Origin of the sequence: Neosynechococcus sphagnicola sy1, from assembly GCF_000775285.1 — a bacterium.
In the GTDB taxonomy this organism is placed as follows: Bacteria; Cyanobacteriota; Cyanobacteriia; order Neosynechococcales; family Neosynechococcaceae; genus Neosynechococcus; species Neosynechococcus sphagnicola.
Genome location: NZ_JJML01000029.1, coordinates 101,056 through 115,427 on the forward strand (window position 1 = coordinate 101,056; position 14,372 = coordinate 115,427).

General features: G+C 51.1%; 13 protein-coding genes and 3 pseudogenes. 10 read left to right on the forward strand and 6 right to left on the reverse strand.

The annotated features are described in order from the left end of the window. The first annotated feature begins 37 nt into the window (after positions 1–37). Entirely contained in the window at positions 38–727 is a 690-nt protein-coding gene (locus DO97_RS13310) for an L-threonylcarbamoyladenylate synthase (RefSeq protein ID WP_036534189.1), read from the forward strand. Next, positions 711–833, forward strand: coding sequence for a hypothetical protein (locus tag DO97_RS27735; protein WP_275575026.1), 123 nt, complete (start codon positions 711–713; stop codon positions 831–833). Before DO97_RS13310 ends, DO97_RS27735 begins: the two co-directional genes overlap by 17 nt. A gap of 16 nt (positions 834–849) precedes the next feature. Here the strand turns inward: DO97_RS27735 and DO97_RS31260 are convergent. The 3 genes and pseudogenes from DO97_RS31260 to DO97_RS13325 all read right to left on the reverse strand — a co-directional run bounded on the left by DO97_RS31260 (position 850) and on the right by DO97_RS13325 (position 4,335). Continuing rightward, positions 850–1,477: pseudogene (locus DO97_RS31260) on the reverse strand (cytochrome c oxidase subunit 3). Between the two features lie 67 nt (positions 1,478–1,544). Continuing rightward, positions 1,545–3,239: pseudogene (gene ctaD, locus DO97_RS13320) on the reverse strand (cytochrome c oxidase subunit I). 64 nt (positions 3,240–3,303) lie between these two features. Further along, positions 3,304–4,335 (reverse strand): cytochrome c oxidase subunit II, encoded by a 1,032-nt coding sequence (locus tag DO97_RS13325; RefSeq protein ID WP_036534190.1) that lies wholly within the window; start codon positions 4,333–4,335, stop codon positions 3,304–3,306. Between the two features lie 460 nt (positions 4,336–4,795). Here DO97_RS13325 and DO97_RS13335 point away from each other — a divergent pair, with 460 nt between their 5' ends. The 8 genes and pseudogenes from DO97_RS13335 to DO97_RS13370 all read left to right on the forward strand — a co-directional run bounded on the left by DO97_RS13335 (position 4,796) and on the right by DO97_RS13370 (position 12,806). Continuing rightward, on the forward strand, positions 4,796–5,749 hold the full coding sequence (locus tag DO97_RS13335; RefSeq protein WP_052128721.1) for a COX15/CtaA family protein: 954 nt from the start codon (positions 4,796–4,798) through the stop codon (positions 5,747–5,749). Between the two features lie 108 nt (positions 5,750–5,857). Continuing rightward, positions 5,858–6,854: pseudogene (locus tag DO97_RS13340) on the forward strand (heme o synthase). A gap of 47 nt (positions 6,855–6,901) precedes the next feature. Further along, on the forward strand, positions 6,902–7,921 hold the full coding sequence (locus DO97_RS13345) for a daunorubicin resistance protein DrrA family ABC transporter ATP-binding protein (protein WP_036534194.1): 1,020 nt from the start codon (positions 6,902–6,904) through the stop codon (positions 7,919–7,921). Positions 7,922–8,063: 142 nt separating this feature from the next. Beyond that, the gene (locus DO97_RS13350; protein ID WP_036534196.1) at positions 8,064–8,969 is read left to right on the forward strand and encodes an ABC transporter permease; all 906 of its coding nucleotides are present in this window, start codon (positions 8,064–8,066) and stop codon (positions 8,967–8,969) included. A 497-nt stretch (positions 8,970–9,466) separates the two neighbouring features. After that, positions 9,467–10,333, forward strand: a complete 867-nt coding sequence (bchL, locus tag DO97_RS13355; protein ID WP_036534198.1) for a ferredoxin:protochlorophyllide reductase (ATP-dependent) iron-sulfur ATP-binding protein — start codon at positions 9,467–9,469, stop codon at positions 10,331–10,333. Between the two features lie 271 nt (positions 10,334–10,604). Next, positions 10,605–11,003, forward strand: a complete 399-nt coding sequence (locus tag DO97_RS21170) for a DUF5331 domain-containing protein (protein ID WP_052128722.1) — start codon at positions 10,605–10,607, stop codon at positions 11,001–11,003. Positions 11,004–11,050: 47 nt separating this feature from the next. Next, positions 11,051–12,460: a ferredoxin:protochlorophyllide reductase (ATP-dependent) subunit N gene (locus DO97_RS13365; protein ID WP_036534200.1), complete on the forward strand. Its 1,410-nt coding sequence runs from the start codon at positions 11,051–11,053 to the stop codon at positions 12,458–12,460. Between the two features lie 118 nt (positions 12,461–12,578). Beyond that, positions 12,579–12,806 carry a hypothetical protein gene (locus DO97_RS13370; protein ID WP_052128723.1) on the forward strand — a complete coding sequence of 76 codons (228 nt, stop codon included), beginning with the start codon at positions 12,579–12,581 and terminating at the stop codon, positions 12,804–12,806. A gap of 234 nt (positions 12,807–13,040) precedes the next feature. Here the strand turns inward: DO97_RS13370 and DO97_RS25215 are convergent, their stop codons facing one another. The 3 genes from DO97_RS25215 to DO97_RS13380 form a co-directional block, all read right to left on the reverse strand. Continuing rightward, positions 13,041–13,325, reverse strand: a complete 285-nt coding sequence (locus DO97_RS25215; RefSeq protein WP_204368626.1) for a hypothetical protein — start codon at positions 13,323–13,325, stop codon at positions 13,041–13,043. An 11-nt stretch (positions 13,326–13,336) separates the two neighbouring features. Beyond that, on the reverse strand, positions 13,337–13,573 hold the full coding sequence (locus tag DO97_RS25220; RefSeq protein ID WP_204368627.1) for a hypothetical protein: 237 nt from the start codon (positions 13,571–13,573) through the stop codon (positions 13,337–13,339). Positions 13,574–13,712: 139 nt separating this feature from the next. Further along, positions 13,713–14,267, reverse strand: coding sequence for an HdeD family acid-resistance protein (locus DO97_RS13380; protein ID WP_036534203.1), 555 nt, complete (start codon positions 14,265–14,267; stop codon positions 13,713–13,715). Positions 14,268–14,372: the final 105 nt, after the last annotated feature.

Below are 14,372 nucleotides of genomic sequence, written 5' to 3' on the forward strand. Positions count from 1 at the left end.
CCGCATCTCGGCACCTAACCTACATCCTATTGCCCCCATGGCGAAGATTTACACGATTCATCCAGAAACTCCCCAGACCCGCACCCTGGAGCAGATTACAGCTGCATTAAAGGATGGAGCTGTGATGCTCTATCCTACGGATACGGTCTATGCCATTGGTTGTGATCTCAACGCCAAGTCAGCGATCACTCGGGTGCGGCAGATTAAGCAATTAGCCAACGACAAGCCCCTAACGTTTCTCTGTCCGTCCCTGTCCGATATTGCCAGCTATGCCATCGTTAGTAATACGGCCTATCGGATCATGAAACACCTGATTCCGGGACCCTACACTTTCCTACTCCCAACCACCAAATTGGTGCCCAAGTTAGTGATGAACCCCAAACGCAAAACCACCGGGATTCGGGTTCCGGATCACCGAGTTTGTCAAGGATTGATGCAGACCTTGGGAAACCCGATCATTTCGACTTCTGCCTACTTACCCACCGATGAAGATATGGCAGAGACTGCCATGCGACAAATTGAGCACCCGATCTCCGGTGCCGAACTGTTTGACCGCCTCGATAAGCTCGTAGATTTGATTATCGATGATGGTTCTGAACCCCAGATTCAGGTTTCCACAATTTTAGAGCTGACGACAGAAACTCCCCTGGTACTCCGGCGGGGATTGGGGTGGGAAGCCGTTGCTGACTGGGATACGGGGGGGGATGGGGATGAACAGCCTGCCTGAGGATGGACGGGTTGGCACTGATGCCAATCCCACCAAGGGTGAGGATGACTTTAAAGCCCTCCAAGAGCAGGGAGAGAAATATTACCTTCTTGGGGTTGCCTGTTGACCCTCAACCACAGAGCCTAAAGGATATACAGCAGCAGGAAGAGGACAATCCAGACCACATCGACAAAATGCCAATACAGTTCAGCTGCTTCAACGCCAAAGTGGTTGTCTTGGCTGTAGTGACCGGGTTGGAGCGATCGCCACAGCACCCCGACCATCAGCAGCAACCCAAATAAAACGTGGAGGCCGTGGAATCCTGTCAAAACATAGAAAGTACTGGCGTAGAGGTTCGTGGTCAGGCCAAATTCTAGGTGCATATACTCATACACCTGACCCGCCAAGAAAATCGACCCCCAGAAGGCAGGTGGCTGCGAACCAGTTACGCAACCCAGAAACCTGATTCTTCTTGATCGCCGTATCCGCTTGGTGAATCACAAAGCTACTGGAGATCAAAATCAGGGTGTTAATGCCGGGGAGCAGCAGTTCCCGTTCCGGTGTCCCTTCGGGGGGCCAAATGGGAGCCACTGCTCGAAAGGTTAGGTAGGCCGTAAACAGCCCCAGAAAAATCATGCTCTCTGCCACCAAAAACACCATCACCCCAAAGAGGCGGAAGTCATGGTGATGGCCAGCATGACCAGCCGTGGTTTCCTGAGTGTGAGGAAAATTCAGGGTGGAGCTGGATGAATCAACAGTTGGACTTTGCATGGACGTTACCTAGGGTGCAATCAGCATTAAGTGTGAGCAATTCCCCCGTCAACTAACAGCCCTTGGCTTAAACGGTGGAGGAACTGGTTGAGAGGGCTTCCTGCTCTGTGCCATCCATCGAGGAATTGTGATTGCGATGGAAGAGATCGACCCCATAATCATAGGCACCCACTGTAAGTACTGGATCCGCCTCAAAATTCTCAACGGGGGGTGGGGAACTGGTGGTCCACTCCAAGCTCAAGGCTCGCCAGGGATTATCGCCAGCAATAGGGCCGCGCATCCAACTCCAAACGGCATTGACAATAAAGGGCAGGGTGGAAACCGCCAGGATATAACTGCCGATGGTGCAGACCAGATTTAAGGTTGCAAATTGGGGATCATACTCTGCAACCCGGCGGGGCATTCCTGCCATGCCCAGCTTGTGCATGGGCATAAACGCTAGGTTAAAGCCAACAAGGGTGAGGGCAAAGTGAATTCTGCCCCAGGTCTCGTTCATCATCCGCCCCGTCATTTTAGGGAACCAATGATAGAACCCAGCATAGAGGCCAAACACACTACCGCCAAAGAGGACATAGTGCAGGTGGGCGACGATAAAGTAAGTGTCGTGGACATGGATATCGAAGGGAACGGAGGCAACCATGACCCCGCTAATGCCGCCGATCACAAACATGGAGACAAATCCCATCCCAAACAACAGTGCACTGTTGAGGCGTAACTTGCCCCCCCAAAGGGTGCCCAACCAGCTGAAAATTTTGATCCCTGTGGGCACGGCAATGATCATGGTCGTGATCATAAAAAACATGCGTAACCAGGGTGGCGTGCCGCTGGTAAACATGTGATGCGCCCAGACAATCGTTCCCAAAAAGCTGATGGCCAAACTAGAATAGGCGATCGCTTGATAACCAAAGATTGGCTTCCGGGCATGGGTCGGCAGAATTTCTGAAATCATCCCAAAAACCGGCAGAATCATAATGTAGACCGCCGGATGGGAATAAAACCAGAACATGTGCTGATACACTATCGGATCTACCCCCCCCTGTCGGGGTTGAAGAAGGCGGTTCCGGCCAATAGATCAAAGGACAACAGAATTAAAGACCCCCGCAAGCACCGGGGTGGAAATCAACACCATCAACGAAGTGGCCAGCATCGCCCAGCAGAACAAGGGCATCTGATTGAAGCCCATCCCAGGTAGCCGCATTTTGACAATGGTCACCAGGAAGTTGAGCGCCGCCAAAATGGAGGACGTTCCCAGCAACAGGACGCTGAGAATCCAAATCGCTTCCCCTGCCTTGCCATTCATCAGACTTAAGGGGGGATAGGATGTCCACCCCGAGCCAGGGGCTCCGACGAGGAAACTACTCATCAGCATCAAGCCTGCGGGGGGGATCATCCAGAAGGCAACGGCATTTAATTTAGGGAAGGCCATGTCTCTGGCACCAATCATCAACGGCACCAAGTAGTTACCGAACCCTCCAGTACCCGCAGGCACAATCCAAAGAAAAATCATCACCGTGGCATGGACAGTGAAGAGACTGTTGTAGACTTCACGACTGACAAAATCTACCTCAGGAGTTGCCAGTTCGGTACGAATGCCAGTGGCTAGTAATCCACCAATCAGGTAGAAAAAAAAGGTGGTGACTAAGTATTGAATCCCAATGACCTTATGGTCCGTACTAAAGGTGAAGAACTGCCACCAGGGGGTTGGGTGGGGCGGATGTAACTGCCCCGTGCCGATCTGGGGTTTGATCTCAAGTTGTGTCATAGAGAATTCTGTCTGCCGTTGGTGCCAACTACTGAATGCTGCTGATGAATGCTACTGAAGGCTGCTAACTGTGGAGATGAGGGCTGGGAGATCGATGACTGCTGGGAGTCGAGAGATACTGTAAAGATGAGGGTTGAATCCCTAGCTCGTCGGCGTAGGGAGCCAGAAAATCGCTAGGGGCTGAGGTTGCAGGTTGGAGGGCCACGGTCTGATCCAGGGCTTCGCTGCTGGCGACCTGCTGACTTTGCATCCAGTCATTAAACCCATCAGGAGTTTCCACCAACACTTGAGTCTTCATCCCACCGTGGTAAGAACCGCATAATTCTGCACAAATCACGGGATAGCCACCGAGGCGAGTGGGCGTAAACCGTAACTGGGTCTCTCGCCCTGGAATCACATCTTGTTTGAGGCGAAATTGGGGCACCCAGAAGGCATGGATGACATCACTGGCGGAGAGATTCAGTTGCACCAGCCGCCCCACAGGCACATGGAGTTCTCCGGAAACCACCCCACTGTCGGGATAGTTAAAGATCCAAGCGAATTGCAACCCGGTGACATTCACCATCAAGGGCTGAGGTGCATCGGTCAGTGTCGTTTTCCTAGGCACTGCATCCATTGCAGGAGAGGTCTGGGCTAGCGCATCACTTAGGGGCAAGGGAGCTGCGATCGCGGCTCCTGAACCATGGGCAATCTCCTCGGTCGGAGCCTTGTGGTGGGACATGCCATGTCCCATCGGGTCAAGACCATTCCCCTGAGCCATGTAGACATCAAAACTGAACACCCCAATGGCGAGGACAATCACCGTGGGAATTGCTGTCCAGAGAATTTCTAGGGGGACATTACCATGGACAGGAGAGCCATCCGTCTCATCGCCCGCCCGACGACGAAACCGAATCGCTACCACAATTAAGGTGCCCTGCACCAGAATGAACAGACCAACGGCAATCACCATCATGGCGTTGAACAATTGATCGACCCGAAAGGCCTCTTGTGAAGCTTCAGTTGGCATCAGTCCATGATTTTGACCAACCCATAGGCTGACCAAGGTCAGCGTAATGCCAGCCAGCATTGTCAGAATTGAACTAGGAATTTTCACAGCTTCAGGGTTCCTGCCAAACTTTCAGAGGATGAAGACGCTGAGTTGCAACAGCAACGACACGCCAAAACGTCACCGTACTTTCCACTAGACCCTACCTACACCCTAAAGCAGGCAAACTCCAAGGAGCATGGGAATTCACCATTCTTAGTCATTTCTTTGGGATCGAAATTGGCTTCGGGGTGGCAGCTACTGCGGCCTTCGATACCCAGTATCGCTGAGAATTACCTATCCTTATCATTGAATCAGAGCTAAACCATGCTGATGTTAACAAATTTGAATTTTGTTATAAAAGCAACAATTTTCTTGGAAACTGCTTCAAAAACAAAGAAATTCCAAAGGTTTTCGACTCTGGGAATGACTTGACTAAAGTAGATTCTAGAATTTAATCCTGAAGCCATGGCTTCCCAATTGACTGCTGAGCTTCTCCTCTGTCCTGAATCCAATTTCATCGCTCACCATGAACCTTGATGTTACCTCCTTGGTAGACACCTTCCCAGAAGCAAGTAAACTGTCTCAGCCACTGGTACAGAAGCGATTGCGGTACTTTGTTTGGATCATGGCGGCTGCCACCCTGTTTCTGATGGCGTTGGGCAGTGCCACTCGGGTGATGAACGCCGGACTTTCCTGCCCCGACTGGCCGCTGTGCTATGGTCAACTTCTACCCCAGCAGCAGATGAATCTTCAGGTCTTCCTGGAGTGGTTTCACCGCCTGATTGCATCGAGTATGGGATTTCTGGCGATCGCCCTGTTTGGAGTGTCTTGGTGGCAGCGACAACAACTTCCACGGTGGCTCCCTGGTGCAAGCTCCTTAGTCCTGGGTCTGGTGGTATTCCAGGGAATTTTGGGAGGATTGACCGTCACAGAACTGCTGCGGTTTGACATTGTGACGGCCCATTTGGGCACTGGGTTACTGTTCTTTGTCACCCTGGTTGCGATCGCGGCCTCCCTGACGCCTTATCAAGGAATGGGTACTGTGGGCAAATTGCCCTGGATTAGCCTCAGTGCCGCCGCCCTGGTGTATCTGCAAAGCCTGCTCGGGGGCTTAGTGGCCTCTCAATGGGCCTTACATCAATGCTTGAATGCTTCTCAACTCTGCCAAATCATGAATAGCCACATTCTAGGGGTGGTTCCGGCCAGTCTGGCCATATTGTTTTTGGGGGTCTCGGTTTGGCGGACACCCGCACTGCACCCCTTGCTGCGCACCCTGGCGAATTTGGTGAGTTTGCTGTTGCTATCACAAATTACCTTGGGAGTTGCTACCTTCCGACTCCATCTGCAAGTTGAACCATTAACCGTCGCTCACCAGTTTGTTGGTGCCGCATTGCTGGGAACCTTGACCGTGTTCTCAGTGATGGCGCTCCGAGATATGACTCCAGACTGTGACGAGTCATTACTGAGCCAGGAGCCATAGTCATTGTTATTCAGCATCAGTGGTTCCTGCGTTGGGGATTTTCAGCGCCCCAGAGACCGATTTCAACCTGACTCCACCCTTTGACTTTATCTTCAGGACTGAATCTCCATGCAAGAAACGATTGGGACTCCGATCCAGCGACATCATCAGAATTTCCTCCAGGTCATTCAGAGCTACTATCAACTCACCAAACCCCGGATTATTCTGTTGCTGCTGATCACTACGGCGGGGGGGATGTGGGTTGCGGCGCAGGGGCAGATAAATCCAGCCTTATTGTTGGTAACTTTGACCGGAGGCGCTTTAGCGGCGGCCTCTGCCAATACCATTAATTGTCTCTACGACCGGGATATTGACTTCATTATGGAGCGTACCCGTCACCGCCCTTTACCCTCCGGACGGGTGCAACCCCTGGATGCGCTGCTGTTCGCCATTGCCCTTGCGGGAGCCTCTTTCGCCCTACTCACCACCGGCGCCAATCTTCTGAGCGCCTGTCTGGCCTTTTCGGGGATTGTCTTCTATGTCGGCATCTATACCCATCTGCTGAAGCGTCACAGTACGCTCAATATTGTGATTGGAGGAGCCGCAGGGGCGATTCCTCCCCTGGTTGGCTGGGCCGCGGTCACCGGAGAGCTAAGCTGGGCGGCTTGGATTTTGTTCGCCATTATTTTCCTCTGGACGCCCCCTCACTTTTGGGCGTTGGCGATCATGATCCGGGATGACTATGCCCAGGTGGGGGTGCCGATGCTGCCTGTCGTAGTGGGAGATGCACCCACCACCCGCCAAAGTTTTTTACTATACTTTGGTGCTCCTGCCCGTTACCCTGTTGCTGACCTACCCCCTCCACTCCTTGGGAGCCGTCTATGCAATGGTGGCCGTGCTCTTGGGCAGTTGGTTTATCTACCAAGCCTGGAGGTTGATGCAGGATCCCAGCGATCGCCACCTGGCCCGATCGGTGTTTAAGTTTTCAATTCTCTACCTGATGTTGCTCTGTGCCGGCATGGCCGTGGACACCCTCCCCGCCGTCCACGGGCTGACGGCAAGCCTGACGGATCATTTACAGATGCTCGTCAGTGCGCTGCCAATTTCGGGGAGTTTTACGCCTTAGAATCCCTACCCCTTAGAATAGGCTGGTATAGATTTGTTTCTAATCCCATGCCTCCGGCCGTCTTCATTCAAGGTCTCCGCAAATCCTATGGCTTGGTAGCCGCCCTGGGAGATGTCTCGTTTCAAGTGCAACCGGGTGAAATTTTCGGCTTACTTGGCCCCAATGGTGCGGGTAAGACCACAACCCTACGGATTCTCTGTGGCCTCAGCACCCCCGATCACGGAGACGTTGAGGTTGCGGGAATTTCTGTGATCCACAATCCCAGGGCTGCCCGACAACACCTAGGCTATGTAGCACAAGAGGTTGCCATTGATAAGGTGCTCACAGGCCAGGAACTTCTAGAGTTACAGGCGGCTCTCTACCATCTACCGCGATCCCTAGCCAGGGAGCGGATTCAGACCATGGTGCAACTGCTGGGTCTGACGGAATGGGTCAACCAAAAGACCGGCACCTACTCGGGGGGGCTGCGGAAGCGTCTAGATTTGGCAGCCGGTCTGCTCCACCAACCTGATGTTTTAGTGCTCGATGAGCCAACCGTAGGTCTGGACATTGAAAGCCGCGTCGTGATCTGGGACTTTTTGCGCCAGCTCCGCGACCAGGGAACAACAGTGTTGCTCACCAGCCACTATTTAGAAGAAGTCGATGCCCTGGCCGATCGCGTGGCAATTATTGATCGGGGGATGGTGATTGCCCTTGGCACTCCTTCGGAACTGAAAGATCGGGTTGGGGGCGATCGCATTACCCTCCGTATTCGGGAGTTTACGTCCCTTGAGGAAGCTGAATCCGCCCGCCAAATGCTGGGGGCACTGCCCTTAGTGCAGGAAGTGATCATCAATCCTGCCCAAGGCAACTCCTTGAATCTGGTTGTGACCCCCCAGAGCGAGGCGCTATTAACCATTCAATCCGCTCTCCAAACTGCCGGATTGCCGATCTTTGGCGTGGCTCAATCTCGACCGAGCTTAGATGATGTTTACTTGGCGGCAACCGGACGCACCCTACTAGATGCCGAAATCGCCGCCTCCAGTAGCCGCGATCCCAAAGCCGAGCGCAAACAGAATATGCGCTAATAAGGGGTACCTGCTTCAGGGAAGGATCTCGGCAGAGACTTCGGGGAGCAGTGCTTGATCGTTTAAGAACCCATCGGTTCAAGTTGTCGCTACCGTCACCCAGTCGGGTCATTTTCCTAATTTCTAAAAAGGAGGATCTACGATGAGCCCTACTACCACACCTCAACCTGCGGTCACCTCCTCCCAAGCAAGGGATAAGAGTCTGGCAAGTGCTCGACAGATGTCCGCCCCTCGCAGCCAAGTCGGCGATTTTGTTCAAGAGACGATCGCCCTGACGCGACGATTGTTTATCCAGTTACAGCGTCGCCCGTCCACCTTAATTGCTGGCATCATCCAACCCCTGATGTGGCTAGTCTTGTTTGGAGCCTTGTTCCAGAACGCTCCACCAGGATTGTTTGGGGACAGTCAAAACTACGGGCAATTTCTCGGTGCTGGGGTGTTGGTGTTCACCGCCTTTGGGGGAGCCTTGAATGCTGGCTTACCTGTGATGTTTGATCGAGAATTTGGGTTTCTGAATCGCCTCCTAGTGGCTCCCCTTGCTTCTCGCTTCTCGATTGTGCTGGCTTCCGCCATTTTTATTGCCACCCTCAGTTTGCTGCAATCGGCGGCAATTGTGGTCACTGGGGCATTTTTGGGGGCAGGCTTACCCGATTTAGTCGGCCTTGGGGTGGTGATAGCAGTGGTGCTATTGCTGGTTTTAGGTGTCACGGCTTTGAGTTTGGGGTTGGCCTTTGCCCTCCCTGGGCATATTGAATTAATTGCTGTGATTTTTGTCACCAATCTGCCGCTGCTGTTTGCCAGCACCGCCCTAGCTCCCCTCTCCTTTATGCCCCACTGGTTGCAGGTGGTGGCGACCTTAAATCCCTTGAGTTACGCCATTGAAGCCATTCGTTTCCTCTATATTCACAGCGACTGGTCCCTGGGAAGTGTCGTGATGCAGTCTCCTTGGGGTGCCATCACCATGGGAGGGGCATTGCTGGTGCTTTTGGTTTTTGACGCGATCGCCCTAGTGGGAATTCAGCCGTTGCTCCAACGCCGCCTGTCTTAACCGTTCGTCAAAGCGCTGAAGTCGCAGCTCCAGACAAAGTTGACTATTTTTAACAAAAGTCTGAGTTTGGGGAGCCCATAGAAGAGCCCTCTCCCCTGAAAACTGATCCCCGGCCACCTCGTCGGGGATTTTTAGTGGCTAACGGGGTCAAAGCTGGGGGTGATGCCCTGAAAAGACCGTTCCCATCAATAGATTCCATAGATTCGAATTTATTTTTATTGTTCCTTATTTTATATAGATAAAACTTAAAAATTATTGTGTAGTATTTAAGACTTTTAGAGAGAATTAGTCAGGATTAAAGGAAAAATATAAGCTTATAGATTTATTTAAGTCTGTTTTCTTATTGAAATCATATTTCCTGACCCTTCCCTTCCATCGACAGACATTGCAGAATAGGGCATGGGCAGCCAGCAGCAACGATCAACCCAGACTTGCAAGACTCAGCCCTGAATTCAATCCCCTGTTTTTATCCCTACCTTATTTAGGAGAGCCAACCCGTGAAACTTGCAGTTTATGGAAAAGGTGGCATCGGTAAATCGACAACGAGTTGTAATATTTCCGTTGCGCTAGCACGACGGGGCAAGAAAGTGCTGCAAATTGGCTGTGACCCCAAACACGACAGCACCTTCACCCTGACTGGCTTTCTGATTCCAACCATCATCGATACGCTGCAAGCCAAGGACTACCACTATGAGGATGTCTGGGCTGAGGACGTGATTTACAAAGGGTACGGTGGTGTCGATTGTGTCGAAGCGGGCGGCCCTCCGGCAGGTGCGGGGTGCGGCGGCTATGTTGTCGGTGAAACCGTCAAGCTCCTGAAGGAACTGAATGCGTTTGATGAGTACGATGTCATCCTCTTTGATGTTTTGGGTGATGTGGTTTGTGGTGGGTTTGCTGCCCCCCTCAACTACGCAGACTACTGCATGATCGTTACAGACAATGGCTTTGATGCCCTCTTTGCTGCGAACCGCATTGCCGCTTCTGTGCGGGAAAAAGCCCGGACGCATCCGCTGCGTCTCGCGGGACTAATTGGCAACCGCACCTCTAAGCGGGACTTGATCGACAAGTATATTGAATCGGTGCCGATGCCGGTTCTGGAGATATTGCCGCTGATCGAAGACATTCGCGTGTCCCGCGTCAAGGGTAAGACCCTCTTTGAGATGGCGGAAACCGACCCTTCTCTGACCTATGTTTGCGACTACTACCTGAACATTGCAGATCAGATTCTGGCCAGACCGGAAGGGGTGGTGCCCAATGATTCCCCCGACCGGGATTTGTTTGCCCTCTTGTCTGACTTCTATCTCAATCCGACCCAGCCGACCGCTCCGGCGGAAGAAGCAAGACTCGACCTGATGATGGTTTAAAAGGGAACGGCATGGTGATCCTTGGCAATTGGGGCAACTGTGAGGCGGTAAGCAGCGAGGTTGTTCTGGTGCCCAACCCTGAACAAGTCTGGGGTTGTGTTCTTAAGCGCTTGACTTATGACTCGGAGATTCGCCATGCTGCATTCGGATAGTTGCAGGCAGCATCACAACTCAAGAGGTTGGCCTGTAATAATTCGGCTGCACCCCTTTCAAAGCATTGAGGCATTGCGTGGACATTCAACGGCTTCGCCAATCTCTAAGGATTAAATGGTTGAATTACTACCGAGAGAATCGCCACTGGTTGGCACTGATGGGAGTGTGGGTTAACTGTGATGGGCAACGTCGTCCATCTTCTAGTTTTATCCTGGCCTCCCTCTCGGTTTTAGAACCTCAACTGACACAAATCTTGCCGCTGATTGTTGACCTGAACCATAACCCAGACCGGATTGTGCGAGTCCTGGGTCTGAATTTTAATCCAGAGATAGAGCTAGAGAAAGTCTCGGTTGATCGACTTGAGACGGACAAATCAGTCAGGTTCCTACCAGGTGGGGAGGCTCAAGCGGTGGCATTTAACAGTACCACCAGAGCCAGTAGCCTTTCTACAGCCATGGATGAGGCCTGCCGGGGTAGTCGCCAAGAAGCCACTGAAATTGTCCATGATCGCGAATAAACTGCTGATTCTACACCAGAGATTGAACTGAACTTGAGAGGGAGACCATGACATCTGTTGTTGATACTCAACCCCAGGCACTGACGTTCGAGTGTGAGACGGGAAACTACCACACCTTCTGCCCGATTAGCTGTGTTGCCTGGCTATACCAAAAGATTGAAGATAGCTTCTTCTTAGTTATTGGGACGAAAACCTGCGGTTATTTCTTACAAAATGCCATGGGGGTGATGATTTTTGCCGAACCCCGCTATGCCATGGCAGAGCTGGAAGAAGGGGACATTTCTGCCCAACTGAACGACTACGAAGAGCTGAAGCGGCTGTGTTTACAAATCAAGCGCGATCGCAACCCCAGCGTCATTGTGTGGATTGGAACCTGCACCACCGAAATCATCAAAATGGATTTGGAAGGTTTAGCTCCCAGATTGGAAGCTGAAATTGGGATTCCGGTCGTGGTTGCCCGTGCCAATGGCCTCGACTATGCCTTCACCCAAGGGGAAGATACCGTCCTTGCCGCCATGGTGCAGCGCTGCCCCGAGAAGACTCCGGTGGCCGAAACCGAGAGGGAAGAGCGCAATGCCATCTCCAAACTCCTCAACTTTGGTCGTCGTCACGAAGAGGTGAAAGCGGAAGAGTCTGAGTATGTGAATCATCCCCCCTTAGTTTTGTTTGGTTCCCTCCCTGACCCTGTGGTCACCCAACTAACCCTGGAACTGAAGAAACAAGGAATCAAAGTCTCTGGCTGGTTGCCATCGAAGCGCTACACCGAATTACCCGTCGTCGAAGAAGGCTATTACGTCATCGGGGTCAACCCCTTCCTATCTCGCACAGCCACGACCTTTATGCGTCGCCGGAAGTGCAAACTGATTGGCGCGCCATTCCCCATTGGCCCCGATGGCACCCGCGCCTGGATTGAAAAGATTTGCTCCGTATTTAACATTGAACCCAAGGGCTTAGATGAGCGGGAATCACAGATTTGGGAAAACTTAGAAGACTACCTGAAAATTATCCGGGGTAAGTCAGTCTTCTTCATGGGGGATAACTTACTGGAAATTTCCCTGGCTCGTTTCCTGATTCGTTGCGGCATGACCTGCCCAGAAATTGGCATCCCCTATATGGATAAGCGCTATCAGGCCGCTGAACTGACATTGCTGGAGCAAACCTGCCAAGAGATGGGAGTGCCCACTCCCCGGATCGTTGAAAAGCCTGACAACTACAATCAAATCCAGCGCATCCAAGAACTGGGTGTTGATCTGGTGATCACGGGGATGGCCCATGCAAACCCCCTAGAAGCACGGGGCATCAATACCAAGTGGTCTGTGGAGTTTACCTTTGCTCAGATTCATGGCTTCACAAATGCGCGGGACATTCTAGAACTGGTGACCCGGCCGCTACGCCGGAATAACTCGCTTAAAGATCTCGGTTGGGACAAACTCGTCAAAACAGAAGCGAACGGTTAGCTTTTCCTGTGGGAAACCAAGCACTGTAGTTAGGAGGGGCAACTGAGTGAGGTTTCTCCTTTGGAGACGCTACGCGAACGATGCCTCCGAAAAAAAGCGACTGGACAAGAACCGTCCCATGACCACGATCACGATTCGCATTCCCGAAGATGTGATTGAGGATTTGAAGCGGGTTGCAGCATTGCTTGGTTTTTCAGGGTATCAACCTCTGGTGTGTGCTTACATTGGGCAAGGGCTTCGCACTGACTTAGAACGGTTAGAGGGAGATATGGTATTTGCATTGATCGCTATACGCCCCATCGCCCTGCTGTTTACTCGAATTCGCTCTTTAACCTGTAAGCCTTGAGTTACTTATGGTTGACTAAGATGCGTCAGCCAGCCAGCTCCGAAGCCTTTTTCATACAGGTGCCATTTATTACTTTCTAAACATCCCCTTAGAGGATATTTTAAAAGGGTAGGCTTTAGCCTCAAATACAACTCAGAGGCGCGATCGCAAACCCTGGAACCCTGATTCTCTCGTATTAGCTTCTAGGTAGCTAGGGTGGTGAAACACACCCTGAAAGACTTTTAAAACATCCTCTTAGAACGTGACCGACATGCTATTTTCATAACTGATTTTGTCGAGCATTTGTTTGGTCTGAATGATATCCTCGTCGCTCCCTGTCACAAGTATTATGAACTCGCCTGCATGGATTTGAGCCTCGTACATCAGGATCTCATGTTTCGGAATTCCTAGCCCCCCCAATGGCCCCGCCAGACCTCCTACAGCATCACCCCCAGTACTTTTCCCTTCTATCCAACTCGCCAACACTTCAGTAATAGGGCCAGCAATGACGATAGGAGCCATTCCAGGAATAAACAACACTCCAGCCCCTGCTAAAATGCCAAAAATACCTCCGACGAAACTATACCAATATCTACCTGCATCGGCACTAACTTTGGCTGTTTTTTTTCCAGGTTAAAAAATCCGCACACATCTTCGGTGGTCTGGTAATCTTTACCAATGATCGAGAGCTTCTGCATATCGAAGCCTTTTTCTTGCAGCTTTAATACAACTCTTTCTAATTCTGAAAAGGATGGAAAATGAGCAAGAATTGTATGTGTATGTTCCATGGGGGTTCCTTTATTAAAAATTGTTTGTGCGGTACAGCAACCCTAAATAAGTCGCAAACTAAATCAGCCCAAAATCCTTACCCAGAAAGAGTCAAAATTTACAAGTGACTGAAGACTGCTATAGCTCAAGTTTCTGGATTTAATCTAATGTGCCTCGGCGTCCTGAATGAAAGGTGAGCATCCAAAATCCATCGAATAAGAGATTGATTCCAATTAAAATACCAATCAGCCAAGCTGCGCCTAAGGGAAAGTTAGACCAAACAAAAATACCGAAAATGATACCGATGATTCCACTTGCAAGCATCCATTCCCAGTTCAGTGACGATCGCCGCATTTGCAACGCAATCGATACTTGAATGATACCTTGCACAAAAATTGTAATGCCCAAAACCACCGTGAAGGCAATTACGCCTTCCAGGGGATTCGTCACCAGGAAAATACCTGCTAGTAGGTACAACAGACCTAGGATTGTTTTCCAAACAACTTGACCTGAATTTCTTGATTGCAGGGCATAAAGAATTTGTGAAATTCCGGCAAATATGAATACCCAGCCGAATAATAAGATTGAGGTAACAGCAACAAATAAAGGAAATAGGATCGAAATGATGCCTAAGATCATCATCAGCAAAGCGATCTTATTTGTCCATGCAGAGTTAAGAACCAAACCATCAGCTTCGGGGTCAGTAACTCTCATATTACCCTCCTTATGAATGAACATTCTGAGCTTATTAAAAGCTTGGCTTAATCATGCCTTATTTCTCTGGATTTGCCGCTGCGGCTAGAGCATCTAGTCTGGCGG

What these genes read in the sequence shown, in the direction of transcription:
- DO97_RS13310 (WP_036534189.1), top strand. Translation starts at nt 38, where the DNA reads ATGGCGAAGATTTACACGATTCATCCAGAAACTCCCCAGACCCGCACC.
- DO97_RS27735 (WP_275575026.1), top strand. Translation starts at nt 711, where the DNA reads ATGAACAGCCTGCCTGAGGATGGACGGGTTGGCACTGATGCCAATCCC.
- DO97_RS13335 (WP_052128721.1), top strand. Translation starts at nt 4,796, where the DNA reads ATGAACCTTGATGTTACCTCCTTGGTAGACACCTTCCCAGAAGCAAGT.
- DO97_RS13345 (WP_036534194.1), top strand. Translation starts at nt 6,902, where the DNA reads ATGCCTCCGGCCGTCTTCATTCAAGGTCTCCGCAAATCCTATGGCTTG.
- DO97_RS13350 (WP_036534196.1), top strand. Translation starts at nt 8,064, where the DNA reads ATGAGCCCTACTACCACACCTCAACCTGCGGTCACCTCCTCCCAAGCA.
- DO97_RS13365 (WP_036534200.1), top strand. Translation starts at nt 11,051, where the DNA reads ATGACATCTGTTGTTGATACTCAACCCCAGGCACTGACGTTCGAGTGT.
- DO97_RS13370 (WP_052128723.1), top strand. Translation starts at nt 12,579, where the DNA reads ATGACCACGATCACGATTCGCATTCCCGAAGATGTGATTGAGGATTTG.
- DO97_RS25220 (WP_204368627.1), bottom strand. Translation starts at nt 13,573, where the DNA reads ATGGAACATACACATACAATTCTTGCTCATTTTCCATCCTTTTCAGAA.
- DO97_RS13380 (WP_036534203.1), bottom strand. Translation starts at nt 14,267, where the DNA reads ATGAGAGTTACTGACCCCGAAGCTGATGGTTTGGTTCTTAACTCTGCA.